Source organism: Stutzerimonas kunmingensis, from assembly GCF_014764705.1.
In the GTDB taxonomy this organism is placed as follows: domain Bacteria; phylum Pseudomonadota; class Gammaproteobacteria; order Pseudomonadales; family Pseudomonadaceae; genus Stutzerimonas.
Genome location: NZ_JACXXG010000004.1, coordinates 167,368 through 193,280 on the forward strand (window position 1 = coordinate 167,368; position 25,913 = coordinate 193,280).

The window sequence follows — 25,913 nt, forward strand, 5'->3', positions numbered from 1 at the left end:
TATGGACAAATATAGAGCTTCGGCTTTTGGGGCGGCTTTTTCCCTTTACCTGGCCTCTCCGGTATACGCAATCGGGCCTTTTCCAAACGAGCCACTTTCCATTTCTGGAAGCGTTCCGCCCAATGTCATGTTATTGGTGGATAATTCGGGCAGCATGTACAACGCCATTCCGCCGCTCGGTGTGGATTCGAGTGACTTGCCGCCACCCTATTATATCTACTCAAGCGGTGGAAATAGTTATTGGGGGGGAGGGGTGTTTGATGGAAATATCTCACTTTCCACGCTTAGTAAATGGACTTGCGCCTCAGGTTATAAAGCGCTTTACGCTTCTACCGATGGAAATGGTCGTCGTTGTTATGCGTTGCCAGATCCCGCAGGTAATGGCAATACGCGCTATACGTCAAAGTATCTAGCATATATATATAATACCTATACCTCAGGCGGTGACAGCGGAAACGATCTGCGCACAATATTGCCAAACGAATACCGAATGGCGGTTGCGCGCGATGCGGCTAAGGCGATTGTCTCGGCAAACCGAGGTATGCGGATGGGGTTGTCGGCATTCAACGCAGCGACCCACTCTAACGCGGGTCCGGGCGGAAGCATTCTGAATCAGGTTGTGGCGCTTTCCCCTTCACAGGGCATTACTCAGGCACAGGCGGACCAGAACTACGCCAATTTGATCGCTGGTATCGATCAGCTGCAGCCAACTGCTAATACGCCCCTTGCTGAAAGCTACTACGAAGTGTCGCGCTACTTCCGAGGAATGAGCCGTTATCAAGGAACTGGCTCAGGCGATTACACCAGTCCCATACAGTACCGGTGCCAGAAAAATTTTGGCGTGATTCTTACTGATGGCTTGCCGACTCACGATGCGTCGTTTCCCGATAATGATCCGGATCGAGACAACCCAGAGGTGGCCGGAGCAAATAACATTCCTGACTGGGATGGCAAAAATGAGCCTAGTGACATGCCTTATTCCGATGGAACGTTATCGGGTACGGGTGAGGGTAGCACCTTTTATTTGGACGATATCGCCAAGTTCGCCTACGACATTGACCTGATCAAGAGCGGCACCGATCTGGCCGGCAAGAGCTTCAACGACAGTGCTCACTTGAAGCAGAACCTGCACACCTACACGGTTGGCTTCGCCGTCGATAACCAGATGCTCGAAGATGCTGCCGAATATGGGCATGGTGCCTACTACACGGCGAATGATTCGAATCAATTGACCAATGCTCTTAACAGCGCCCTGCAATCTATCCGCCAGCAGATCAGCTCCGCTTCCGCAGTATCGGCCAACACCAAGCGCATCCAGGAAGGGGCACTCATCTACCAGGCTCGTTACAATAGCACCGAGTGGACCGGTGAAGTGCTTGCCTATCGGGTAAACATGGATGGAACGGTTGGAAGTGTCGCCTGGCGGACGTCAGATAGCGGAACCTTCCCAGAGCCGGCCGACCGGCGCATCTTTACATACAACGATGATGCCAACTTTACCGGTAGTCGCGGGCAGGCGCTGACTTGGAGTAATCTCAATGCTGCTCAGCAGGCCAGCCTGACCAAGACAGGCGAGACCGATAACGCAAATGCGCTTAAGCGGCTGAGCTGGTTAAGGGGGGGCAGCGATGGCGTCGCGCTTGAGGCGCCCTATGCTGGCCAGCGCCTTCGCAGCCGGAGCTCGCTGCTTGGCGATATCGTTAATTCGGATCCTGTCTATGTTGGGAAGCAGAACAACGGCTACAACGTGCCGAACGATGCTACTGACGACACCGAGCCTGCGGACAGTTACTTAGCTTATGTCGATGGTAAGGCCGATGAAACCTCCCTGCTTGTTGTGGGTGCCAACGACGGCATGCTGCACGGTTTCGATGCGGCAACGGGTGTTGAGTCCTTCGCTTATGTCCCCGCGAGTGTCTTTCGCAAGCGCGCCATCAGCCCCGGAGCCACCCCCGGACTGATGGCGCTGACGGAGTCGGATTACAGCCATCAATTCTACGTCGATGGCTCCTTTGGTCTGGGCGATCTATATGACAACGGCTGGAAAACCTATCTGGTCGGCGCGCTAGGCTATGGCGGTCGGGGTATCTTCGCTCTGGACATGACGGATCGGTCGTTCGATGAGTCCGATATCAGATGGGAGCGCACCGCGCCGGATACGAATCTATCGACCGATCCGTGGAACGACCTCGGCTATCAGTTCGGCGAGCCCACAGTGGCCCGTATGCTGATCGGCCAGAGTGATCGCTACGTCACCATCTTCGGCAACGGCTACGATAGCAACGCCGGTCGAGCGGCGCTCTATGTGGTCGATTCGATCACCGGTGAGGTGATCAAGAAGCTCGTAGTGACCGACCCCGATGGCAGTACTGCGCCCAATGGGCTTTCTACCGCCACGGCATTCTACGATGCCAATCGGCGCGTCACTCATGTCTATGCCGGTGATGTGCTGGGGAATCTTTGGAAGTTTAATCTGAGCTCCAGCAACACTAATCAATGGTCGAGTAGTCTGCTATTCAAGGCGCGCGACTCGGACACTCGGCAGCCAATCACGGCTAAGGTTCGTGTTCGGCAGCATCCTGAAGGCGGGCGTCTGGTGATATTCGGGACTGGCCAATATCTGGTTTCCGGCGACAAGTTGAACACCGAGCTACAGACGATCTACGGCATCTGGGACCGTGACCTTTCTGGCAACAACGTAGTGTCGAAGCTGAGGTTGCTCGAACAGGAGTTCGTCAATGAGACGACGTCCAACGGCCAGCAGTACCGTGTGTTGACGCAGAAACCAATTGATTGGGCTACCCATCATGGCTGGTATATAAACCTGCGTGTCGGCAATGCGGCTCTGGACGGCGAGCGTATTGTGGCAACCCCATCGCTGTCGAAGGAGCGGGTATTGTTTACCACCTTCATCCCGCGTAGCGATCCGTGCCTGTCCGGGGGGGAAAGTTGGCTGCTGGGCGTTGATGGGCTCAGCGGCGGGCGATTGGCAGATAGCTTGTTCGACGTGAACAATGACCGCTACTTTGACTCGGCTGACATCGTCAGCTGCGGCACTGCGCAATGCGCGCCCAGTGGATTCAAGCTGCCGGACGGTACGATGGATGCGCCGGGTAATCTGTTCGGAGATGGATCCGATTACGGTTACAACTCTGGTCTTGGTGGAGAAGTCGATCAGTTCGATCTATCAGGTAGCGGCGGCAGCCCCGGCCGTATGTCGTGGAGACAAATCAAATGAAGCGCCAACAGGGATTCACCTTGATCGAGTTGATGGTGGTAGTGGCGATCGTCGGCATACTGGCCGCCATCGCCTATCCCAGCTATACGGAGTCCGTCCGCAAGAGCAAGCGCGCGGAGGCCAAGGCCGCCTTGTTGAGTGGTGCTCAAGCACTTGAGCGTTTCTACTCGGCGAACAATACCTATCTTGCAGCGGATGGTGAGGTGGCTGCGGTATTCCAAGTGGATGTGCCTTCCAGTGGGACGGTCAACTATCAAATAGGGGCAGTGGCTGCGACGGCCACGACCTTCAGGTTGCGCGCCACCCGTACTGGGTCGATGGCGTCCGATGCATGCGGCAACTTTGAGATCACTCATGCGGGCGAACGCGCACTTAACAGCAATAATGGCAAGGGGATCGCCGATTGTTGGTGAAGATTTAATGTTGTTATATAACGGGCCACTTTTTGTGGCCCGTTTTCATTGGGGGAAGAATGCAGAGCGTAATTGTCGGCGCGGGTGTGATTGGAATGCTGTCGGCTTATCGCCTGGCCCAGGCAGGCTGCGATGTCGTGATGTTAGAGGCGGGCACAGCCGGCCGCGAAGCCTCCTGGGCCGGCGGCGGGATCGTTTCGCCGCTTTATCCGTGGCGCTACAGCCCGGCGGTCACGGCGCTGGCGCATTGGTCGCAGGATTTCTATCCGCAGCTTGGCGAGCGGCTTCTGGAAGAGACGGGGGTGGACCCCGAGGTGCATGTCACCGGCCTTTACTGGCTGGATTTGCATGACGAGGCGGAGGCGCTGAATTGGGCTGAGCGTTATGGCCGGCCGCTGACGTCGGTGTCGATGGAAACCTTGCGCCAGGCAGTGCCTTCGCTGGGTGAGGGTTACGAGCGCGCCGTCTATATGGAGGGTGTCGCCAACATTCGCAATCCCCGTCTGTTGCGCGCCTTGCGCGAAGCGCTGCGGCAGCTGCCGAATGTGACTGTGATCGAGCAGTGCCCGGTCGAGGGTTTCCTCCGCGACGGTTCGCGTATCGTGGGCGTGCAGACGGCGCAGGGCGAGATGCGAGCGGATCAGGTTGTAGTGGCTGCGGGCGCCTGGAGCGCACAGTTGCTGGCGACGCTGGGGCTGGAGATTCCGGTCAAGCCGATGAAGGGGCAGATGATTCTATTCAAGTGCGCCGAGGACTTCCTGCCGAGCATGGTGCTGGCCAAGCGGCGCTATGCGATTCCGCGGCGCGACGGCCATATCCTGGTTGGCAGCACGCTGGAAGATGTCGGCTTCGACAAGACGCCGACCGAAGACGCGCTGGAAAGCCTGAGGGCAACAGCGATCGAGCTGTTGCCCGCGCTGGCCGATGCGCAAGTGGTCAAGCACTGGGCAGGTCTGCGACCCGGTTCGCCGGACGGCGTGCCTTATGTAGGACCGGTGAGCGGTTTCGACGGACTGTGGCTGAACTGCGGGCACTTCCGCAACGGGTTGGTGCTGGCACCGGCGTCCTGTCAGCTGCTGGTCGATCTGATGCTTGGGCAGGCGCCGATCGTGGACCCATCGCCCTATGCACCGGCCGGGCGTATCGCCGATCAGGAGAGCTGATCGGCCCTTCGCGGTACTACGGTTTCACGAGCAGTCCGGGTTTCATATCCGTCGCCCGGACTCTGTTCTGCTACCAACTCGCATTGCTGGTAAATTAGCCGGCACTTCGGCTCTGCCAGGCAGAGCCAGATTGGCGAGTGAGGTTTGTGTGGCGAAGAAAACCACTTCCCTGGCCGGCCTGAGCGGGCTGGTCTATTCCACCGATGCCGGTCGGCATTGTCCTGAGTGCAGCCAACCGCTGGGTAGTTGCATCTGCAAACAAAGCGTTCTGCCTGACGGCGACGGTATTGCGCGGGTGCGCCGCGAGAGCAAGGGCCGAGGCGGCAAGACGGTGACGACCATCAGTGGCGTTCCCTTGCCCGAGACCGACCTCAAGGAACTTGCCAGCGCGCTGAAACGTCGCTGCGGCACGGGTGGTGCGCTGAAGGATGGCGTCATCGAGATTCAGGGCGATCACGTTCAGCTGCTGATCGACGAGCTGAGCAAACGTGGCTTCAAGGCCAAGAAGTCCGGTGGCTGAGCACCGATGTGACACCTCCACCGATTTTCACCATTTTCCGCATATCGGCTGTCGAAGCCGCATAGCCTTCGCCGCGCGGTTCTGCTCGCTGCGAAACACTCAATTTCTTCCGGGAGGCCTTGATGCCTGTACGACGCACACGTAAAGACGACGGTAGCCAGTGGACCGCTGCCGACAGCCGCAGCATCTACGGTATCCGCCACTGGGGCGCTGGGTATTTCGCAATCAACGACCAGGGCAATGTCGAAGTGCGCCCGCAAGGGCCGAGCGGCGAGCCGATCGAGTTCAACGGCCTGATCGAGCAATTACGCGAGGCGGGGCTGTCGCTGCCGTTGCTGGTGCGTTTCCCCGGCATCCTGCAGGACCGCGTACGGCGCCTGACCGGTGCCTTCGATGCCAACATCGAGCGCATGGAGTACGCCGGCAAGTACACCGCGTTGTACCCGATCAAGGTCAACCAGCAGGAAGCGGTGGTGGAGAACATCATCGCCACGCAGAACGTTTCCATCGGCCTGGAGGCAGGTTCCAAGCCGGAGCTGATGGCTGTGCTGGCGCTGGCGCCGAAGGGCGGCACCATCGTCTGCAATGGCTACAAGGACCGCGAGTTCATCCGCCTGGCACTGATGGGCCAGAAGCTCGGCCACAAGGTATTCATCGTCATCGAGAAGGAGTCCGAGGTCGGGTTGGTGATCGAGGAGGCCAACGAGCTCAAGCTGACCCCGCAGGTCGGCCTGCGTGTGCGCCTGTCGTCGCTGGCATCGTCGAAGTGGGCCGATACCGGTGGCGAGCGCTCCAAGTTCGGCCTGTCCGCGGCGCAGCTGCTCTCGGTGATCGAACGCTTCCGCGCCGCAGAAATGGACCAGGGCATTCGCTTGCTGCACTTCCACATGGGTTCGCAGATCGCCAATCTGGCCGACTATCGTCAGGGCTTCCGTGAGGCGATTCGTTACTACGCCGAGCTACGGGCGTTGAACCTGCCGGTGGATTACATCGATGTGGGCGGCGGACTGGGGGTCGACTACGACGGCACCCACTCGCGCAATGCCAGCTCGATCAACTACGACATCGACGAATACGCCGGTACCGTGGTCGGCATGCTCAAGGAGTTCTGCGAGGCACAGGGGCTGCCGCACCCGAACATCTTCTCCGAAAGCGGGCGTGCCATGACGGCGCATCATGCGGTGTTGGTCATGCAGGTCACCGACGTCGAGCGGCACAACGATGAGCTGCCGGTGATCGACAACTACGACGAACTGCCGGAGATCGTGCAGTCGCTGGCTGACCTGCTCGGACCGACCGACCCGGAAATGGTCACCGAGACCTACTGGCGCGCTACCCACTACATGAGCGAGTCCAGCGCGCAGTACGCCTCCGGCAAGCTGACGCTGGCGCAGAAGGCACTGGCCGAGCAGAGCTACTTCGCCATCTGCCGACGCCTGTACAACCAGCTCAAGGCCCGTCAGCGCTCGCATCGGGCGGTGCTCGACGAGCTCAACGACAAGCTGGCGGACAAGTACATCTGCAACTTCTCGGTATTCCAGAGCCTTCCGGATACCTGGGCGATCGACCAGATCCTGCCGATCGTGCCGCTGCAGCGGCTGAGCGAGGAGCCGGTGAGGCGCGCTGTGCTGCAGGACCTGACCTGCGACTCGGATGGCAAGATCAAGCACTACGTCGACGAGCAGAGCATCGAAAGCAGCATGCCGGTGCACGAGGTCGCGCCTGGCGAGGAGTACTTCCTCGGCGTGTTCCTGGTCGGTGCCTATCAGGAGATTCTCGGCGACATGCACAACCTGTTCGGCGATACCGACTCGGTGAACGTCTATCAGCGTGAGGACGGCAGCTACTACCACGCCGGCATCGAGACCCACGACACCATCGAGGACATGCTGCGCTACGTGCACCTGTCGCCCGAGGAGCTGATGACCTATTACCGCGACAAGGTCGCCAGCGCCAAGCTGAGTGCCAAGGAGCGCACCCAGTACATCGACGCGTTACGTCTGGGGCTGACGCGCTCGTCCTATCTGACGCCTTGAGCCGCGAGCCCGGCGTCAGCCGGGCATTACGCCAAAGCCCCGTGCCATCAGCGACGCCAGCAAGGGGATCAGCAGGAGTAGCAGCAGCTCCAGGCGGATGGTCAGCTTGACCCACCTGGCGCTGCTGTCCGAGATGATCGGTGCCTGGCCTGCGGACAAGGCCGGGCGCCAGCGCAGGAACGTCAGGGTCGGATAGATGGAGAGCACCGCGACCACCACGAACAGGCCGATCTTGGCGTGGAACAGGCTGTTCTTCAGGTAGTAGTCCAGGCCTTTGCCATAGAGGATGGCCCGGGCCGCTCCGCTGGCCAGTACCGCCGCCGCGGTGATACCGAAGGCGATGTCGATACGGAACAGGCTGCGCGCTCGCTCCAGCGTCAGCGGCTGACGGAACAGCTGGTGCTCCAGCAGCAGCAGGGCAAAGAGCAGGAATATCGCCAGAAAATGCAGGTAGGCGGCGATGGCGTAGGCCATGTTCAGTGTCCTTCGGAGTGTGTGGTGCTCGGCGCGCCCATGTTAAACCAGGCTCCGCGGCGCTGCAGGCGCTGAGCGAGCACGCCCAGGCAGACGCCGCGCATCAGCATGAAGCTCAGAAACGCCAGCCACAAGCCGTGATTGCCAAGCCCTTGCAGCAGCCAGCCCAGTGGCAGCGTCAGGCCTACCGCCAGGAGCATGCTGTTGCGCATCTCCCGCGCGCGGGTAGCGCCGATGAACAGCCCGTCAAGCAGATAGCTCCAGACCGCGATCAGCGGCAATGCCGCCAGATAGGGCAGGTAGGTCAGCGCGGTCTGGCGTACCTCGGGAATGTCGGTCTGCAACTGGATGAACAGCTGGCCGCCAAGCAGGAAGAACAGGCCGAAGGCGACGCTGGCCAGCAGTGACCAGCCCCCGGCGACCACCATCACCCGCTGCAGCGCGTTGCGGTCGCGGGCACCGATGGCATGCCCGCTCAAGGCTTCCACGGCATGCGCCAGTCCGTCGAGGGCGTGCGCGGTCAGCAGCAGGCCATTGAGCAGCAGGGCGTTGGCGGCGACCGTCGCATCACCCAGGCGGGTGCCCTGGACAGTCACCAGGAAGAACACCAGTTGCAGCGCCAGCGAGCGCAGGAAGATGTCGCGGTTGACCGCCATCAGCGGCCGCCAGCTCAACCAGCGGCGCAGCGCGCGGGTATCGACTCGACCGGGATAGCGGGCCAGCGCCTTGCGGGTGAGCGCCAGGCCGAGCAGCGCGCCGCTCCATTCGGCGATCACCGAGGCGCGTGCGGCGCCGGCTACGCCCCAGTCGAGGCCGAGCACGAACCACAGGTCCAGCGCCACGTTGATCAGATTGGTGGTCAGCAGGATGGCCAGTGGCGCGCGAGCGTTCTGCGTGCCGAGGAACCAGCCGATCAGCGCATAGCTGGCCAGCGCCGCGGGCAGGCCGAACAGCCGCGTGTGGAAATAATCACGGGTGAGTTCGTTCAGTTCGGCCGAGGGCTGCATGAGCTGCAGGGCCGCGCCTTTCAGCGGCACGCCGAGCACCCCGAGCAACAGCGCGAAACCCAGGGCCAGCAGCAGCCCCTGCAGGAGGATCTGGCGCAGGGCGCCGCCGTCGTTGCGACCAGCGGCCTGGGCGGCGAAGCCCGTCGTGCCCATGCGCAGAAAGCCCATCACCCACACCAGCAGCGTATACAGGCTACCGCCGACCGCCACTGCGCCCAGCTGATGCGCGTGCGGCAGATGGCCGATCACGCTGCTGTCCACCAGTGCGACCAGCGGAACGGATAGGTTCGACAGGATCATCGGCGCCGCCAGCGCCCACACCTTGCTGTGGGTTGGGGCGTGGCGCCAGGCGGCAAGCATGCTGGACATTACGGGCCTCCGGGACGGCCCGGCACTATACGTGGCATGCAATGAAAGAGGGAAAGTCCGAGCTTTAGGCTGCGCGTCAGTGAATCAACCAGCTCAGCAGCCACAGCCCGAGGAACAGCCAGATCAGCCCGCCGATGATCGAGCCGCGAAAGAACGCGCGGACCGCCGCAACCAGCAACAGCAGGCCGATCGCCAGTGCTACCAGGCTGATCAGCGAGCGGTCCATGCCCAGCGTACGCGATAACCCCTCGAGGAAATTGTGCCCGGCCCTGGCAAACAGGCCGAAGAAGTCGCCCAGCGCCTCGACGATGAAACGTATGACCGCGCCCAGCGCCTGTCCCAGCCATTCGAAGAATCCTTCTACCCGCATGTATCACTCTCCTGAACGTTCGATTGCGGTGCCCAAGCACGGCTCTGGGCATTGGGCTCTCGAGTGCGCCCGAGAGTTCCGAACGGTCGCCGCTGCGCTGGAACCACCAGCGCAGGAGGCGGTCGGAATGTCGCTGTGAGTCCTTTACGCATCATGCGTTCCCGACCTTCATGCAACTGCAACAAGCGCCAGGCAGCCTGCCTACCATTCCCTGAGCGAGAAGACCAACGATGCTGGCCATTGCCAGAGCGCGCCTGGAACGAATCACGACACTGCGCCCGGCATGGGCCTATGGCTGCGTCTTTTTCGGCCTGCTCTACGTTGTCACCGCCACTCATCTGGATGAGCGGCTGTTCTATACGCTGAAAACCACCTGGCATGAAAGCAGCTGGGAAAGGCACAGCCTCTGGCTACCCGAATACCGGGTGAAGATCGACGCGCTGCCGGTGGCCACGGTGGAAGACAATCTTTCCGGGCTGACCTACGACGAACGCCGCGATCATCTCTGGGGCGTCGTCAATAACCCCGAAGAGCTGCTGGCGCTGGACAAGGACGGCGGCTTCCTCGCGCGCTACCCGCTGCGCGGGTTCCAGGACGTCGAGGGCGTGACCTATCTGGGTGATGACCTGCTTGTAGTGACCGAAGAGCGCAAGCAGGCGCTGGTGATCGTGCAGGTTCCCAGGATTGCCGGGCCGCTGCAGCGTACCGACGCCCGCTCCATCACTCTGGCCCTGAACGACGAGGACAATACCGGTTTCGAGGGCGTCGGGTACGACCGCGCCGGTGATCGGCTGTTCGTGGTCAAGGAGCATTCACCGCGCAAGCTCTACGAGATCCAGGGCATCAAGCGCAGTCTGGCAGGTGACATGGACATCAAAATCATCGACCGTGAGGCCTGGATCGAGAAGCTGGACATGGCCAGTGACCTGTCCTCGGTGCACTTCGACGAGCGTACCGGCCATCTGGTGCTGCTCAGCGACGAGGCGAAGATGGTGCTGGAACTCGATGCCGAGGGCGAGCTGGTCAGCTTCCGCTCGCTCTGGAGCGGGTTTGCCGGACTCGAGCGCAGCGTGCCGCAGGCTGAAGGGATGACCTTCGATGCACAGGGCAATCTCTACCTGGTCAGCGAGCCCAACCTGTTCTACGCCTTCGAGCACGAGTGACGCCCGCCGCGCACCTGCTAGCCGCGCTGGATCAGCCAGACGCCGGCGAAGATCAGCAGCAGACCGGAGACCTTGCCTAAGCTGATGCTGGACTGGCGAAAGCCGGCCCAGCCGAAGTGATCCAGCAGCAAGGCGACGAACAGCTGGCCGGCCAGCAATAGCGCCATGAACAGCAGCGCTCCCGTGCGCGGTGCGGCGAAGGCGGCCGTGGCGATGAAAAAGGCCCCCAGCAGCCCACCACACCATTGCCACCAGTGCAGGCCTTTGAGGGTCTGCAACGCCGGGATATCGCGCTGGACTGCCACGATGACGAACAGCGCCAGTGTTCCCACGGTAAACGAAAGCAGTGCCGCGCCCATCACGTTGCCGAGGTGACGCGCGACCTGGCCGTTGATTCCGGCCTGCAGGGGCAGCATCGCGCCGGCAATGAACGGAAGGGTGAGTAACCACCAGGCAACGGCAGGCATTTCGGATCTCCGGAATCAGGGCGCGACAGTATGGCGAGCCGGGATACGACTCGCCATAGCGGGACAGCGGTTCGCTGCGCTTGGCTCAGCGCGGCGGGTATTGCGACAGCACCCGTGTCACCAGCTCGCGCATGCTGCCGGCGCGTTGCTCGGGGGTGCCTTGGCGGTTGCTCAGGGTCTGCTCGGCGCTGCCGCGCCAGACCAGTTTGCCGTCAGCGGCGTCATACAGGTCGATCTGCAGCGTGCCGACCTGGTAGTCGATGGTGCGGGTGTCGGTGAACATCGGCCCACCCCAGTAGCCGTACCAGGGATTGCCCCAGGCGCCGGAGGTGGTCGTGTACTGCTGGGTACGCTGGTCGACGATGTACCAGGCCTGCACCTTGAGGTCCGCCGCTTTGCCGGCCGTGGCGGGACGCAGTCCCTGCTGATCGAGCTGTTCGGCGATCGCCGCGCGGATGCGTTGTTCGGTGAGGTCGCTTTTGATTCGTGGATCGTCAGGTCGGTACTGCAGCGCCGGTTCCTGCCAGCCCCAGGCCCGATAGGCCGAGAAATCCCGCGTCGGATCGAAATCGCGCTGCACCTGCGGGCCCTGGCAGGCGGCTAGCGCGAAGAGCAGAGGTATCAGCAACAGGCGGCGCAACATGATCGTTCTCCGGGGGTGGAATCTGTTCAGTCTAGGCCTCGGCGCGGTGCTGAGTCTGCATCGCCGTCACGCTCAGCGCGGCGGGTAGTCCGCCAGCGCCCGCTGCACCGCCTCGCGCAGCGCATCCTGCTGCTTGGCGCGGCTGCCGCCGCTACGTGCTTCGGCGCGATTGCTCCAGATCGATTGGCCGGAAGCCGCGTCGAACATCTCGATACGCACCGAGAGCACCTCTTCCTCGTAGTTGCGCACGATGGGTACGCTCGTCCCCACGCCATAACCTGAGCCGTATCCGTAGCCGCCACCGTAGCGGCCTACGCCGACATGCGGGCCGTAATCATCGTAAGTCTGCCGAATGCGGGTCTCCTTGCTGGCGCGGGCGCTGATCAACAGCTCGCCCTTGCGCTCGGCCTGCGCAGGGCGCAAGCCGAGTTGATCGAGCGCGCCGGCGACCATTTCCTGCAGCTCCTCGCCGGTGATCGACGCGGTGCCGGCCGGTGGTGCTTGCCAGCTCCAGTTCTGGTAGCTGGAAAAGTCCCTTGGCGCCGCCGGATAGATCGGTGACTGGATCTGCTCGATCGGTGGCGCCGGAGGAATCGGCGCAGATTCGTCGGTATAGGGGTTCTGGCTCTGGCAGGCTGCAAGGCCCAGGCAGAGCACCGGCAGCATGGCGCGGATCGACATCGGTACCTCCCGGTCGGCTCAGAGCGGCCGACACATCCAGTGCAGGTAGCGCCCGAGACCGGCAAATTGTGGATGGCGGCGGTAGGCCAGTTCCATCTCGATCAGTTCGGCAGGCTCGGTGCGGGCCTGGAAATCGGCGGGCATGTAGTCATGGAATACGCGCACGCCACTGGTTGTTTCGACCTGCCAGTGCGGTGCGAGTTGCGCCGCCAGCTCGCGTGGGTCCAGCGGCTGCTGAGGCGTCAGGCTCTGGCGCTCGCCGGCATAGGTCTGGCTGCGCAGCTTCTTGAAATGGCCCTTGAGCAGGTTGCGGTAGATCAACGCGTCGCGGTTGTAGAAGGCCAGCGATAGCCAGCCATCGGCCGATGTCAGGCGATGCAGCACCGGCAGGATCGCCTGGGGCTCGGCCAGCCATTCCAGCACCGCGTGGCAGATCACCAGATCGAAACGGCCCTCGACCTGGCTTTCGACTGTCTGCCAGGGCGCCTGAATGAAGGTTGCCTGCTGGCCGGCTGCGGCAAACTGTTTGCGCGCGCCTTCCAGCATCGGCTCTGCCGGTTCTGCCAAGGTCACATCATGGCCCTGCTGGGCCAGCCACAGACTCATATGGCCGAGGCCGGCGCCGATATCCAGCACCCGCAGTGGCCGTTGCGGCAGGGCTTCCGTCAGGTCGGCCTGCAGCACGGCAAGGCGGATCGCGCCTTTGGCGCCGCCGTAGATCTTCTCGGCGAAGCGCGTCGCCAGCTCGTCGAAATGCCGGTCGCTCATCGGGCGAACCGCCGCTCGTTGTCGGCCAGCTTGGCCAGCAGCGCCTGTTCCATATCGATGCCCAGCTCGCTGCACATCAAGAGCAGGTACATGAGGATGTCGCCGACTTCCTGACCGGCATGCTCAAGTTTGTCGGCTGAGAGCTGGCGCGACTCGTCCTCGGTCTGCCACTGGAAGATTTCCACCAGCTCGGCCATTTCCACGCTGGCGGCCATGGCGAGATTCTTGGGGCTGTGAAAGCGCTGCCAGTCGTTCTGATCGCGGATGGCGTGCAGGCGTTGGGTGATCTGTTCGATGTTCATCTGGGAGGGTGGGCGTGTTCGAAAGACGACAAGCTTCCGCCAGCGCGGCAGCGCCCGCAAGGGGCGGATCAGAGACGCCGCACTTTCAGCTCACGCTCGATGGCGATCACGCCGGGACGGTAATCGCCCTGCTCGATGGCGCGGATTGCCTGTTCCAGGGTTTGCTCGGCGATCTGCTCGTGCTGCTGGGAAATCGCATTGACCCGGATCGGCAGGAAATCCAGCAACTGCGCGTCACCAAAGGTCGCCAGCCGCAGCTGCTTTGGCCACAGCAGGCTCCGCTCGCGCAGCGCATCGAAGACGCCTTCGAGCAAGACGTAGGCGGTGGTGATCAGCGCATCGGGCAGCGGGCCGCGGTCGAGCAGGGCGAGCATCTGTTCACGGCCGCACGCCCGGCTGAACTGTTCGGCCTGCAGGATGCTGACCTGACCGCTGTGCTGCGACAGTGCCTGGCGAAAACCTTCCTCGCGCTGCTGGCTGATGGGCAATGCCGGGCGTGCGCTGATCAGGGCGATATGGGCGGCGGCCGGAACTGCCAGCGAGCGGGTGAGCAGGGCGGCCGCTTCGCAATCATCGCTGACCACCGAGCAGAAGTGCTCGGCGTCCAGCGCGCGGTCGAGGGCGATCACCGGCGTGCCAGCCGCCTGCACCTTGCGATAGCTCTGGTCGTCGGCCGGTAGGCAGCTGGCGACGATCAGCGCATCGCAGCGGCGCGAGCGCAGCAGCTGGATGACCTGGCGCTCGGTGTCCGGCTCGTCGTCCGTCCCGGCGATCAGCAACTGGTAGCCGCGCTGTCGCGCACGCTGCTCGAGCAGTTTGGCCAGACGCGCGTAGCTGGGGTTTTCCAGATCCGGAACGATGAAGCCGAGGGTGCGCGACTGCCCGCGGCGCAGGCCAGCCGCCTGCTGGTCGAGCTGAAAGCCCTGCTGTTCGGCCACGGCCATCACCCGCTCGACCGTGGCCGCGCTGATACGGCGCTGCGCGGCCTTGCCATTGAGCACATAGCTGGCGGTGGTTACCGAAACGTTGGCGAGGCGGGCGATGTCGGTCAGTTTCAACAGAGGGTCCTGAGACGGGTGGTATGAACTCGGGCTTCTAGAATTACCCAATATTGCGTAATGTGCCAGCCTTAGGTGAAACGTTTCAGCAGTGTTTCGGTCTGAAGCGCCAGCCCAGGATTCGGGCAAAGCCGGCTTGACCGTCGGCCACAACAATCGCGAGCCCCGCAGGAGTTCTCCATGCTTGAGTTGAATGCACAGCACATCCACATGCATCAGGCCGCGGCGGACAAGCCAGCGGCGCTGGCCCTGCTGGGTGAAGTTCTGGTCGCCGACGGGCTGGTCGCGCCGGGTTATCTGGACGGGCTGCGTGCGCGTGAAGCGCAGGGCTCGACCTTTCTCGGTCAGGGCCTTGCGATTCCCCATGGCACGCCGGAAACCCGCGATCAGGTGTTCACCACTGGCGTGCGGCTGCTGCATTTTCCGGCCGGCGTCGACTGGGGCAGCGGCCAGCTGGTGTATCTGGCCATCGGTATCGCTGCGCGTTCCGACGAACACCTGCGCCTGCTACAGCTGCTGACCCGAGCATTGGGTGAAGGCGATCTGAGCGAGGCGCTGCAGAAAGCCGAAAGCCGCGAAGCCATCATCGACCTGCTGCAGGGTGCGCCACAGGCGCTAGCGCTGGATGGCGAGCTGGTCTCGCTGGGTGTCGCTGCGGATGATTTCGACGAGCTGGCATGGCAGGGCGTCAAGCTGCTCAAGCGCGCGCAGTGCGTGGAGCCGGGTTTCAACGCCAGTCTGCCGCTTGGCCAGGCGCTGCCGCTGGGGGATGGCCTCTGGTGGCTGAGTAGCGAGCAGGCGGTGCAGCGTCCTGGTCTCGCCTTCGTCACGCCAGCTTCCCATCTCGAGCATCAGGGGCAGCCGCTCAATGGTCTTTTCGTGCTGGCCAGCCTGGGCGAAGCGCATCGGGCGATGCTCGAGCGCCTGTGCAATCTGCTGATCGAAGGCCGCGGGCAGGAGCTGAGCCAGGCGACGTCCAGTCGCACAGTGCTCGAAGCCCTGGGCGGCGAAGTGCCGGCAGACTGGCCGAGTGCCCAGGTGCCACTGGCTAACGCCCATGGCTTGCATGCCCGCCCGGCCAAGGTGCTGACCGAGGTCGCACAGGCCTTCGCCGGCGAGATCCGAGTGCGTCTGGCTGGTAGCCAGAGCGCGGGTGTTTCGGCCAAGAGCCTGAGCAAGCTGCTGGCGATGGGCTCGCATCGCGGCCAGGTGCTGGAGTTCATCGCCGAGCCCTCGATCGCCGACGATGCGTTGCCGGCGCTGGTCCGCGCCGTGGAGGAAGGGCTGGGCGAGGAAATCGAGCCGCTGCCGGCCGGCGGGGCGCCGGCGGAGCAGCGGGCCGTGCAACTGAATGAGGCAGCCCAGGACGTGCCCGTCTTGCGGGCCGGCGAGCAGGTCATCGGCATCGCCGCCGCGCCAGGCATCGCCATCGGTCCGGTCCTGGTACGCAAGCCGCAGGTGATCGACTACCCCAAGCGCGGCGAGTCTCCGGTGATCGAACTGCAGCGGCTGGATGCGGCGCTGGACAAGGTCCATGCGGAGATCGGCACGCTGATCGATGAGAGTCAGGTCGCCAGCATCCGCGACATCTTCACCACCCATCAGGCCATGCTGCGCGACCCGGCGCTGCGCGAGGAAGTTCAGGCGCGTCTGCAAAAAGGTTTGAGTGCCGAAGCCGCCTGGATGGAGGAAATCAAAATTGCGGCGCAGCAGCAGGAGGCCTTGCACGACAAGCTGCTGGCCGAGCGTGCCGCCGACCTGCGTGACGTGGGTCGCCGCGTGCTGGCCTGCCTGACTGGTGTGGAAGCCGATCAGGCCCCAGATGAGCCCTACATCCTGGTGATGGACGAGGTGGCGCCTTCGGACGTCGCCACGCTCAATGCCCAGCGGGTCGCAGGCATTCTTACCGCTGGCGGCGGCGCCACTTCGCACAGCGCCATCATCGCCCGCGCGCTGGGCATTCCGGCGATAGTCGGTGCTGGGCCGGGTGTGCTTGGGCTAGCGCCAAACACCTTGCTGCTGCTTGACGGCGAGCGCGGTGAACTGCTGGTCGCCCCAACCGATGCGCAGCTGGAGCAAGCCCGCAACGAGCGCGCCACCCGCGAGGAGCGCAAGCGCCTGGCAAATGAGCGTCGCCTGGAGCCGGCCATCACCCGCGACGGCCATCTGGTAGAGATCGCTGCCAACATCGGCGCTGCTGGCGAAACCCCGGAAGCGGTGGCGATGGGCGCCGAAGGCATCGGCCTGCTGCGTACCGAACTGGTGTTCATGAATCATTCCCAGGCGCCGGATCAGGCGACTCAGGAAGCCGAGTACCGCCGCGTGCTGGAAGCCCTCCAAGGGCGCCCCTTGGTGGTGCGCACTTTGGACGTTGGTGGTGACAAGCCGCTTCCATACTGGCCGATGCCCGCCGAAGAAAATCCTTTCCTCGGCGTGCGCGGCATTCGCCTGAGTTTGCAGCGCCCGGACATCCTCGAAACCCAGCTGCGTGCCTTGCTCGCATCGGCCGATGGCCGCCCGTTGCGGATCATGTTCCCCATGGTCGGCAATATCGACGAGTGGCGCACCGCCAAGGCCATGGTCGACCGCCTGCGCGTTGAGCTGCCGGTGGCCGATCTGCAGGTCGGCATCATGATCGAGATCCCCTCAGCAGCTTTGATCGCGCCGGTGCTGGCGCAGGAAGTCGACTTCTTTAGCATCGGCACCAATGACCTGACGCAATACACCCTGGCCATCGACCGCGGGCATCCGACGCTTTCAGGGCAGGCCGACGGCTTGCATCCGGCGGTTTTGCGCCTGATCGGCATGACGGTTGAGGCCGCCCATGCCCACGGCAAGTGGGTGGGCGTCTGTGGTGAGCTGGCTGCCGATGCGCTGGCGGTGCCGATCCTGGTGGGCCTGGGCGTGGACGAACTTAGCGTTTCGGCGCGCAGCATCGCCTTGGTGAAGGCGCGCGTTCGCGAGCTGGATTTCGCGGCCTGCCAGAGGCTGGCCCAGCAAGCCCTGATGCTGCCCGGCGCCCATGAAGTCCGCGCCTTCGTCGGGGAGCACTGCTGATGGCTCGCGTGCTGACCGTCACTCTCAACCCGGCCCTGGACCTGACCGTGCAGCTGTCCGCGCTGCGCCTGGGCCAGGTCAATCGCAGCGAAAGCCTGCAGATGCATGCCGCCGGAAAGGGGCTCAACGTCGCGCAGGTGCTGGACGACCTCGGTCATCAGCTGACCGTCACCGGCTTTCTCGGCGAGGGCAATCCGCAGGCCTTCGAGCAGTTGTTCGCCGCGCGTGGATTTGCCGACGAATTCGTCCGCGTGCCGAGCGATACCCGCAGCAACATCAAACTCGCCGAAGCGGACGGGCAGGTCACCGACATCAACGGCCCAGGGCTGACGGTGAGCGAGGCGCACTGCACGGAGCTGCTGACGCGCCTCCAGCGGCTGGCGCCTGCTCATGACCTCGTGGTCGTCGCCGGCAGCTTGCCGCGTGGCATCGACAGTCAGTGGTTCGTGGAGATGCTGAATACGCTCAAAGCGCTCGGCATGCGGGTGGCGCTAGATACCAGTGGCGCCGCTTTGCGTGACGGGCTGGCGACCCGGCCGTGGCTGATCAAGCCCAACGAGGAGGAACTGGCCGAGGCCCGTGGCGTTGAGCTCATCGGGTCGTCGGCGCTGGTTGGCGAAGCGCGGCGGCTGCAAGGCGAAGGCATCGAGCACGTGGTTATTTCGCAGGGCGCCAATGGCGTCAGCTGGTTCTCGCCAGGCGCCACGCTGCATGCCAGTCCGCCAAAGGTTCAGGTCGTCAGCACCGTTGGTGCGGGCGACTCACTGCTCGCCGGCATGCTCCACGGTCTGCTGGAAAGCTGGCCGGCCGAGCGCACCCTCACACACGCCACCGCCATTGCCGCGCAGGCGGTTGGGCAGGTCGGCTTTGGCATCACCGACACGGATGGACTTGCGGACCTGGAGGCCAGGGTCCGGCTCCAGCCGCTGAGCCAATAAATCGAACAAGAGGTGAAGGAATGAATCTTCTCATCGTTACGGCCTGCCCCAACGGAATGGTCACCAGCGTGCTGACTTCACGCCTGCTCGAAGCGGCCGCCCATCGTCTGGGCTGGTCGACCGCCGTGGAAGTCCACGATCCCAAGGCCATCGGTTCGCCGCTGATGCCCGCGCAGATCGCCAATGCCGATCTGGTGGTGGTGGTGAAAACCGGGCCGCTGTCGCTGCAACGCTTCGTCGGCAAGCGCGTCGCCCAGTCCACTCCATCCGAGGCGCTGCTCGACCCGGAAGCCTTCCTGCGCAGTGCCGCGGACACCGCCAGCGAGCTGCAGCAGGCCGACGAAGCGGATGCGGCGCATTCCAGCGGCAAGCCCAAACTTGTCGCCATCACCGCCTGTCCGACCGGCGTCGCACACACCTTCATGGCGGCTGAAGCCCTGCAGCAGGCGGCGATCCGCAAGGGTTACGACCTGCAGGTGGAAACCCGCGGTTCGGTGGGTGCGCGCAACGTGCTGGAAGCGGACGCCATCGCCGCGGCCGACGTGGTGCTGCTGGCCGCCGATATCGAGGTGGATGTCGCCCGTTTCGCCGGCAAGCGCGTGTTTCGCTGCGGCACCGGCGTGGCCCTCAAACAACCCGACGCAACGCTGGATCGCGCGCTGGAAGAAGGCGCTGTGCTAGCCGGAGGCGCCACAGCCAATACCGGCGGCGGCGAACAGAAGGGCGAAAAGACCGGTGTCTACAAGCACCTGCTGACCGGCGTGTCCTACATGCTGCCGATGGTGGTGGCGGGCGGTTTGCTGATCGCGCTGTCGTTCGTCTTCGGCATCGAGGCGTTCAAGGAGGAGGGCACACTGGCCGCCGCGCTGATGAAGATCGGTGGCGAAACGGCCTTCCAGTTGATGGTGCCGCTGCTGGCGGGATACATCGCCTATTCCATCGCGGATCGCCCAGGTCTGGCGCCCGGCATGATCGGCGGCTTGCTGGCCGGCACCCTGGGTGCGGGCTTTATCGGCGGGATAATCGCGGGCTTCGTGGCGGGCTATGCGGCCAAGGCAGTGAGCCGCTGGATTCCCTTGCCGGCGAGCATCGAATCGCTCAAGCCGATCCTGATCATTCCGTTGCTGGCGAGCCTGGTTACCGGCCTGGTGATGATTTACGTGGTCGGCACGCCGGTGGCGAAGATGCTCGCCGGGCTCACCGAATTCCTCGACACCATGGGCACCTCCAACGCCATCCTGCTCGGTCTGCTGCTCGGCACCATGATGTGCGTCGACCTCGGCGGACCGGTGAACAAGGCCGCTTATGCTTTCTCCGTCGGGCTGCTCGCGTCCCAGAGTTACGCGCCGATGGCCGCAACCATGGCGGCGGGGATGGTGCCGCCAATCGGCATGGGCATCGCCACGCTGATCGCCCGACGCAAGTTCGCCCAGACCGAGCGCGAAGCTGGCAAGGCCGCGCTGGTGCTGGGCTGCTGCTTCATTTCCGAAGGCGCGATTCCGTTCGCTGCGAAAGACCCGTTGCGGGTGATTCCGGCCAGCATTGCCGGTGGAGCGCTGACCGGCGCGCTGTCCATGGCCTTCGGCGCAAAGCTGCTGGCGCCCCACGGCGGGCTGTTCGTGCTGCTGATCCCCAACGCCATCAATCACGCGCTGTTGTATCTGGCTGCAATCCTCGCCGGCAGCTTGGTAACCGGGGTGATCTACGCAGTAATCAAGCGGCCTGAAACGCAGCCTCTCAGTGTCGGGGCGACGGCGTAAGCGGTCGCCAAACGGCTGAACTAAAGCCCCGCCTATCGTATCCACTACAAGCTGGCGAGACTTTGTGTCAGAAAGTTTCGCCAGCTTTTTGCTTTTTGTTTTGAAGATGAATTGGCTGGAGAGCGTTGCATGAGTATCGATTACGGGCCGCGGCCCATGCGCATCACCCTGACCGCCGTGGTGGTTCTGCTGCTGGGAGCGCTGATGGCGGTCGGTGGCGGCTACCTCGCAATGCTGAGTGGCTCCTGGTACTACCTGCTGGCCGGCATCGGACTGCTGGGCGTGGCCGGGCTGTTGTTCGCTCGACGCCGCGCTGCGATCTGGCTCTACGCGGTGCTACTGCTGGCGACGCTGGCGTGGACGCTGTACGAAGTCAGCTTCGACTGGTGGCAGCTGGCGCCGCGAATCGACCTCTGGTGCATCCTCGGGCTCTGGCTGATTCTGCCGTTCATCAATCGTTACGTGGGCGGCCGACTGGTCTGGCGTGATGGCGCCAGTGGGTTGCTCGGCTTGGGGCTGCTGGCCGGCGCGCTGATCGCGGGGTACTCGCTGACCCAGGATTACCACTCGATCACGGGTGAATTCAGCGACGCGCAGATGCAGGGCTCGAATCCCGAGGGGCAGGCCGGTCGGGTTGCCGGCGAATGGAAAGCCTACGGCGGCTCCGACCGCGGCGATCGTTATTCGACGGCCGATCTGATCACGCCGGACAACGTCGGCAAGTTGAAAAAGGCCTGGGAGTTCCACACCGGTGACCTGTCCGGCGAGGGTGACCCCGGCGAGATCACCTATCAGGTGACGCCGTTGAAGGTTGGCGACAATCTGTTCATCTGCACGCCGCACAGCATCGCCATCGCCGTCGATGCCGACAGCGGTGAGGAGCGCTGGCGCTTCGATCCGAGCATCAACCGCGATGCCGAGTACTACCAGCACATGACCTGCCGTGGCCTGGCCTTCCATGACGCCAACGCCTACGGGCCCGCAGCGACGGCACCGTCCGACCAGCCCGTAGCGCGTTGCGCGCGGAGGCTGTTTTTGCCGACCAACGACGGCACTCTGGTCGCGCTGGATGTCGAGGACGGCAAGCCCTGCGAGGACTTCGGCAATGCCGGCGTGGTGGATCTGAAGGCTGGACTCGGTGAGGACGCTTTGGGCGTTTACCTGCCGACTTCACCACCGGTGGTGACCGAGAAGCTGGTCATCGTCGGCGGCTCGATCACCGACAACGGCGCGGTGGATTCACCCGGCGGCGTGATTCGCGCCTACGACGTGCGCAGCGGCGAGCTGGTATGGAATTTCGACCCGGGTAACCCGGACGCCACAGAGCCTTTGCCACCCGGCGAAACCTACGTGCGCAGCACGCCGAACTCCTGGACCATCGCCACTGCCGACGAGTCGCTGGGGCTGGTCTACATCCCCACCGGCAACCAGACCCCGGACCAGTGGGCGCAGCCGCGCACGCCGGAGTCCGAGCGTTTCACCGACACCCTGGTGGCGCTGGACCTGGCGACCGGCCAGGTGCGCTGGGAATTCCAGACTGTGCACCATGACCTCTGGGACCGCGACCTGCCATCGCAGCCGACGCTGGTGGATATCGAAGGCCCGCAAGGTCAGGTGCCGGCCATCATCCAGCCGACCAAGCGTGGCGATCTGTACATCCTCGACCGCCGTACCGGCGAGCCGATCGTGCCGGTGGAAGAGATGCCCGTGCCCCAAGGCACTGACTACGGCGAGTTCACCGCGCCGACCCAACCCGCATCGGCCGTCAGCTACGCCCCGCAAGAACCGCTGCGCGAGCGCGACATGTGGGGCGGTACGCCGCTGGATCAGATGATGTGCCGCATCCAGTTCCGCAAGCTGCGTTACGAGGGCGACTTCACGCCGCCGTCGGAGCAGGGCTCGCTGATCTATCCGGGTAACGTGGGTACTTTCAACTGGCCATCGGTGGCGGTCGATCCGAGCCGACAGCTGTTGTTCGGCGCGCCGAATTACCTGGCCTTCATCTCGACCATGGTCAAGCGCAGCGAGGTCGACCCCGATGAGCGTACCGGCGGCGGTGAGACTGGCCTGCAGCCCAATCTGGGGGCGCCGTATATGGTGCGGCTGGAGCCGTTCATGTCGGTGCTCGGCCTGCCGTGCCAGACGCCGCCATGGGGCTTCGTCACCGCGCTGGACCTGCGCAGCATGAAGAAGGTCTGGATGCACAAGAACGGCACCAGCCGCGACAGTGCGCCCTTGGGCATTCCCTTCCCGGTGGGTACGCCTGCACTGGGCGGGCCGATCGGCACCGCCGGCGGAGTGGCCTTTATGAGCGGAACGCTGGATTACTATCTGCGCGCCTACGATCTGCAGAACGGCAAGGAATTGTGGAAGGGCCGCCTGCCTGCCGGTGGCCAGGCGACTCCGATGACCTACGTGTCCGAGAAGACCGGCAAGCAGTACGTGGTGCAGATGGCCGGCGGGCATGGCTCGTTCGGCACCAAGCTGGGGGATTCCTTGATCGCGTGGACCCTTGAGGAGTAGGTGAGGCGGGGGCAGGTGGCGACGTCGACTGCGGCGCTCGACATAGCCACCAGCCCCTCACCCTAGCCCTCTCCCCGGAGGGGAGAGGGTTGGGTGGGCGGTCTTCGAGCCTGGCCGGCAGGTACCAAGCTGGGCGGTTTATTGATCGCGTGGTCCCTTGAGGAGTAGGTGAAACGGGGCTGTGTGGGTTTTAGTTGCGACACTAGTCGTGGCCGCCAGCCCCTCACCCTAGCCCTCTCCCCGGAGGGGAGAGGGGACTTGACCGGGGTGGGTTGCCGATCCGGTGCAGGGCGAAACGCATGATGTGCCCGCTAGTTGCGGATGTTCGGTGGCTTCAATCAGGCCCCCTCTCCCCGTTGGGGAGAGGGTTGGGGCGCGGGCCCCGATCCGGTGCAAGATTTCAGTCAGGACTCGGATTCAGGCCGGTGTATCGGTAATGCGCGGATTGGGTGCTGGGGTGAGAGCGTGCTGGTGGTTGTTGCAACTGCTTGATGGGCACAGCCCGCGCTCACTCCCCTCGCTTGCTCTGCACGGTCTGCATGAGCAAGTGATCCGGCTGCCTCAATCCAGCTCCCTCTCCCCGTTGGGGAGAGGGTTGGGGTGAGGGGTACGGGCCCCGATTCGGTGCAAGATCCCAGTCAGGGCTCGGGTTCAGGCCGGTGTATCGGTAATGCGGGGATTGGGTGCTGGGGTGAGAGCGCGCTGGTGGTGGTTGCAACTGCTTGATGGGCACAGCCCGCGCTCACTCTCCTCGCTTGCTCTGCATGGTCTGTATGAGCACAACTGATCCGGCTGCCTCAATCCAGCTCCCTCTCCCCCTTGGGGAGAGGGTTGGGGTGAGGGGCGCGGGTCTCAATCCAGCTCAAGATTTCAGTCAGGACACCCTCTAGATTCCGTATCACATCCAGATTGCTGAAGCGTAGAACCTCCAGCCCGTGGTGCTGCAGGTAGGCCGTGCGCAAACGGTCTTTCGCCAGACCAGCTTCGTCGAAGTGCTGACCGCCATCGAGTTCGACCACAAGTCGCAACTCTGCACAGTAGAAATCTAGGACATAGGGCGGACACGGATGTTGCCGACGAAATTTGAATCCTGCTAAACCGCGGTTGCGCAGCTGGCGCCACAGCAGACGCTCGCACTCGGTGAGTTGGTATCGCAGGTGTCTGGCGAACTGGCGTTGTTCGAGGGAGGCGCGTTCGGTGGGCATACACGGTCCTTGTGAAAAGGCAGCCACTCGCTTCCATGCGAGAGCGCATCTAAATGAGCGCAGCGGCAGTAATGCGCAGAACCAACTACGCCTGCTGTACCCCGCAGCAGGCGCATTCTTGGGTCAGTGATGCTCTCGTGTCGCCCTGAACTTCACATCCGGCCAGCGCTCTTCCATCAGGCTCAGGTTCACCCGGGTCGGCGCCAGGTAAGTCAGGTGACCGCCGCCGTCGATGGCGAGGTTCTCGTAGGCTTTGTTGGTGAAGTCTTCGAGTTTCTTCTTGTCATCGCACTCGATCCAGCGCGCCGACCAGACGTTGATCGCCTCGTAGGCACACTCGACCTTGTATTCCTCTTTCAGGCGACTGGCGACGACGTCGAACTGCAGCACGCCGACCGCACCGAGGATGATGTCGTTGTTGCGCTCGGGGAAGAACACCTGGGTGGCGCCTTCCTCGGCCAGTTCCTGCAGGCCCTGGCGCAGCTGCTTGGATTTCAGCGGATCCTTCAGGCGCACGCGGCGGAACAGTTCCGGAGCGAAGTGCGGGATACCGGTGAAGCCGAGGTTCTCGCCTTCGGTAAAGGTGTCGCCGATCTGGATGGTGCCGTGGTTGTGCAGGCCGATGATGTCGCCGGCCCAGGCTTCCTCGAGCATTTCCCGCTCGCTGGAGAAGAAGGTCAGGGCGTCGGCGATGCGGACATCCTTGCCGATGCGCGCGTGGCGCAGCTTCATGCCTTTCTCGTACTTGCCCGAGCAGATGCGCATGAAGGCGATGCGGTCGCGGTGCTTGGGGTCCATGTTCGCCTGGATCTTGAACACGAAGCCGGTGAACTTCTCCTCGACCGGCTCGACCACTCGCTCGTTGGCCGCGCGGGGCAGCGGCATCGGCGCCCAGTCGACGACGGCGTCAAGCACGTGGTCCACACCGAAGTTGCCCAGCGCGGTACCGAAAAATACCGGGGTCAGCTGACCATTGAGGAATTCGTCCTGGTCGAACTCGTGGCAGGCGCCCTGAACCAGTTCCAGCTGTTCGATGAAACGCTCGTACTCGTCGCCGATGTGCTTGCGCGCTTCGTCGGAATCCAGGTTCTGGATGATCTTGACCTCGGTGCGCTCGTGCCCGTGGCCCGGCGTGTAGACGATGATGTAGTCGTCCTTGAGGTGGTACACGCCCTTGAAGTCACGGTAGCAGCCGATGGGCCAGGTGATGGGCGCGGCCTTGATCTTCAGCACCGCTTCGATCTCGTCGAGCAGTTCGATCGGGTCGCGAATGTCGCGGTCCAGCTTGTTGATGAAACTGACGATGGGCGTGTCGCGCAGGCGGCAGACGTCCATCAGCGCGATGGTGCGCGGCTCTACGCCCTTGCCGCCGTCGAGCACCATCAAGGCGCTGTCCACCGCAGTCAGGGTGCGGTAGGTGTCTTCGGAGAAGTCTTCGTGGCCGGGGGTGTCGAGCAGGTTGATCATGTGTTCGCGGTAGGGGAACTGCATCACCGAGGTGGTGATGGAGATACCGCGCTGCTTTTCCATTTCCATCCAGTCGGACGTGGCGTGGCGGTCGGATTTACGCGACTTCACCGTGCCGGCAACCTCGATGGCCTTGCCCATCAGCAGCAAGCGTTCGGTAATGGTGGTCTTGCCCGCATCGGGGTGGGAGATGATCGCGAACGTACGGCGCTTCGCGACTTCAGCGGCCTGGGTGGTCATGAACGGCAAAACCTGCTTTTGGCAAAACGGAAAAGTCGTCGATTATACGCG

General features: G+C 63.4%; 21 protein-coding genes. 10 read left to right on the top strand and 11 right to left on the bottom strand.

What is annotated here, in order from left to right; genetic code table 11:
* Position 1: 1 nt before the first annotated feature.
* The 5 genes from IEG05_RS05695 to speA all read left to right on the top strand — a co-directional run bounded on the left by IEG05_RS05695 (position 2) and on the right by speA (position 7,370).
* Complete coding sequence (locus IEG05_RS05695) at positions 2-3,238, top strand: pilus assembly protein (protein WP_224742698.1); 3,237 nt, start codon at positions 2-4, stop codon at positions 3,236-3,238.
* On the top strand, positions 3,235-3,651 hold the full coding sequence (locus IEG05_RS05700; RefSeq protein WP_042927699.1) for a type IV pilin protein: 417 nt from the start codon (positions 3,235-3,237) through the stop codon (positions 3,649-3,651). The genes IEG05_RS05695 and IEG05_RS05700 overlap by 4 nt, the downstream gene beginning before the upstream one ends.
* Before the next feature lie 59 nt (positions 3,652-3,710).
* Positions 3,711-4,814: a glycine oxidase ThiO gene (gene thiO, locus IEG05_RS05705; protein ID WP_191121741.1), complete on the top strand. Its 1,104-nt coding sequence runs from the start codon at positions 3,711-3,713 to the stop codon at positions 4,812-4,814.
* A 148-nt stretch (positions 4,815-4,962) separates the two neighbouring features.
* The gene (locus IEG05_RS05710; protein ID WP_090519308.1) at positions 4,963-5,334 is read left to right on the top strand and encodes a translation initiation factor Sui1; all 372 of its coding nucleotides are present in this window, start codon (positions 4,963-4,965) and stop codon (positions 5,332-5,334) included.
* A gap of 122 nt (positions 5,335-5,456) precedes the next feature.
* The gene (speA, locus tag IEG05_RS05715; protein WP_014821432.1) at positions 5,457-7,370 is read left to right on the top strand and encodes an arginine decarboxylase; all 1,914 of its coding nucleotides are present in this window, start codon (positions 5,457-5,459) and stop codon (positions 7,368-7,370) included.
* A gap of 15 nt (positions 7,371-7,385) precedes the next feature.
* Here speA and IEG05_RS05720 read toward each other — a convergent pair whose 3' ends face one another.
* The 3 genes from IEG05_RS05720 to IEG05_RS05730 form a co-directional block, all read right to left on the bottom strand.
* Entirely contained in the window at positions 7,386-7,844 is a 459-nt protein-coding gene (locus IEG05_RS05720; RefSeq protein WP_041014872.1) for a DUF2214 family protein, read from the bottom strand.
* Between the two features lie 2 nt (positions 7,845-7,846).
* Positions 7,847-9,220 carry an MATE family efflux transporter gene (locus tag IEG05_RS05725; RefSeq protein WP_191121742.1) on the bottom strand — a complete coding sequence of 458 codons (1,374 nt, stop codon included), beginning with the start codon at positions 9,218-9,220 and terminating at the stop codon, positions 7,847-7,849.
* A 76-nt stretch (positions 9,221-9,296) separates the two neighbouring features.
* The gene (locus IEG05_RS05730) at positions 9,297-9,590 is read right to left on the bottom strand and encodes a hypothetical protein (RefSeq protein WP_003302182.1); all 294 of its coding nucleotides are present in this window, start codon (positions 9,588-9,590) and stop codon (positions 9,297-9,299) included.
* A 230-nt stretch (positions 9,591-9,820) separates the two neighbouring features.
* Here IEG05_RS05730 and IEG05_RS05735 point away from each other — a divergent pair, with 230 nt between their 5' ends.
* A complete protein-coding gene (locus IEG05_RS05735) occupies positions 9,821-10,753 on the top strand; it encodes an SdiA-regulated domain-containing protein (RefSeq protein ID WP_191121743.1) in 933 nt (310 codons plus the stop codon).
* A gap of 17 nt (positions 10,754-10,770) precedes the next feature.
* On the opposite strand, the gene IEG05_RS05740 is transcribed toward IEG05_RS05735, so the two are convergent.
* The 6 genes from IEG05_RS05740 to cra all read right to left on the bottom strand — a co-directional run bounded on the left by IEG05_RS05740 (position 10,771) and on the right by cra (position 14,672).
* Positions 10,771-11,220, bottom strand: a complete 450-nt coding sequence (locus IEG05_RS05740) for a DMT family transporter (protein WP_191121744.1) — start codon at positions 11,218-11,220, stop codon at positions 10,771-10,773.
* Between the two features lie 85 nt (positions 11,221-11,305).
* Positions 11,306-11,863, bottom strand: a complete 558-nt coding sequence (locus tag IEG05_RS05745; protein ID WP_102832038.1) for a DUF4136 domain-containing protein — start codon at positions 11,861-11,863, stop codon at positions 11,306-11,308.
* A 72-nt stretch (positions 11,864-11,935) separates the two neighbouring features.
* A complete protein-coding gene (locus IEG05_RS05750) occupies positions 11,936-12,544 on the bottom strand; it encodes a DUF4136 domain-containing protein (RefSeq protein WP_042927682.1) in 609 nt (202 codons plus the stop codon).
* 18 nt (positions 12,545-12,562) lie between these two features.
* The gene (locus tag IEG05_RS05755; RefSeq protein WP_023445948.1) at positions 12,563-13,312 is read right to left on the bottom strand and encodes a methyltransferase domain-containing protein; all 750 of its coding nucleotides are present in this window, start codon (positions 13,310-13,312) and stop codon (positions 12,563-12,565) included.
* Positions 13,309-13,614 (bottom strand): nucleotide pyrophosphohydrolase, encoded by a 306-nt coding sequence (locus tag IEG05_RS05760; protein ID WP_003302193.1) that lies wholly within the window; start codon positions 13,612-13,614, stop codon positions 13,309-13,311. The genes IEG05_RS05755 and IEG05_RS05760 overlap by 4 nt, the downstream gene beginning before the upstream one ends.
* 68 nt (positions 13,615-13,682) lie before the next feature.
* On the bottom strand, positions 13,683-14,672 hold the full coding sequence (gene cra / locus IEG05_RS05765) for a catabolite repressor/activator (protein ID WP_191121745.1): 990 nt from the start codon (positions 14,670-14,672) through the stop codon (positions 13,683-13,685).
* Between the two features lie 180 nt (positions 14,673-14,852).
* On the opposite strand from cra, the gene ptsP reads away from it, so the two are divergent.
* The 4 genes from ptsP to IEG05_RS05785 all read left to right on the top strand — a co-directional run bounded on the left by ptsP (position 14,853) and on the right by IEG05_RS05785 (position 22,950).
* Positions 14,853-17,729, top strand: coding sequence for a phosphoenolpyruvate--protein phosphotransferase (gene ptsP, locus IEG05_RS05770; protein WP_191121746.1), 2,877 nt, complete (start codon positions 14,853-14,855; stop codon positions 17,727-17,729).
* On the top strand, positions 17,729-18,667 hold the full coding sequence (gene pfkB, locus IEG05_RS05775; protein ID WP_191121747.1) for a 1-phosphofructokinase: 939 nt from the start codon (positions 17,729-17,731) through the stop codon (positions 18,665-18,667). Before ptsP ends, pfkB begins: the two co-directional genes overlap by 1 nt.
* 20 nt (positions 18,668-18,687) lie before the next feature.
* Positions 18,688-20,427: a PTS fructose-like transporter subunit IIB gene (locus tag IEG05_RS05780; RefSeq protein WP_191121748.1), complete on the top strand. Its 1,740-nt coding sequence runs from the start codon at positions 18,688-18,690 to the stop codon at positions 20,425-20,427.
* A gap of 129 nt (positions 20,428-20,556) precedes the next feature.
* Positions 20,557-22,950, top strand: coding sequence for a membrane-bound PQQ-dependent dehydrogenase, glucose/quinate/shikimate family (locus tag IEG05_RS05785; protein ID WP_191121749.1), 2,394 nt, complete (start codon positions 20,557-20,559; stop codon positions 22,948-22,950).
* 797 nt (positions 22,951-23,747) lie between these two features.
* Here the strand turns inward: IEG05_RS05785 and IEG05_RS05790 are convergent.
* Both IEG05_RS05790 and IEG05_RS05795 read right to left on the bottom strand, forming a co-directional pair.
* Positions 23,748-24,155 (bottom strand): endonuclease domain-containing protein, encoded by a 408-nt coding sequence (locus IEG05_RS05790; RefSeq protein ID WP_191121750.1) that lies wholly within the window; start codon positions 24,153-24,155, stop codon positions 23,748-23,750.
* 123 nt (positions 24,156-24,278) lie between these two features.
* Positions 24,279-25,862: a peptide chain release factor 3 gene (locus IEG05_RS05795; RefSeq protein WP_191121751.1), complete on the bottom strand. Its 1,584-nt coding sequence runs from the start codon at positions 25,860-25,862 to the stop codon at positions 24,279-24,281.
* Between the last annotated feature and the right edge of the window lie 51 nt (positions 25,863-25,913).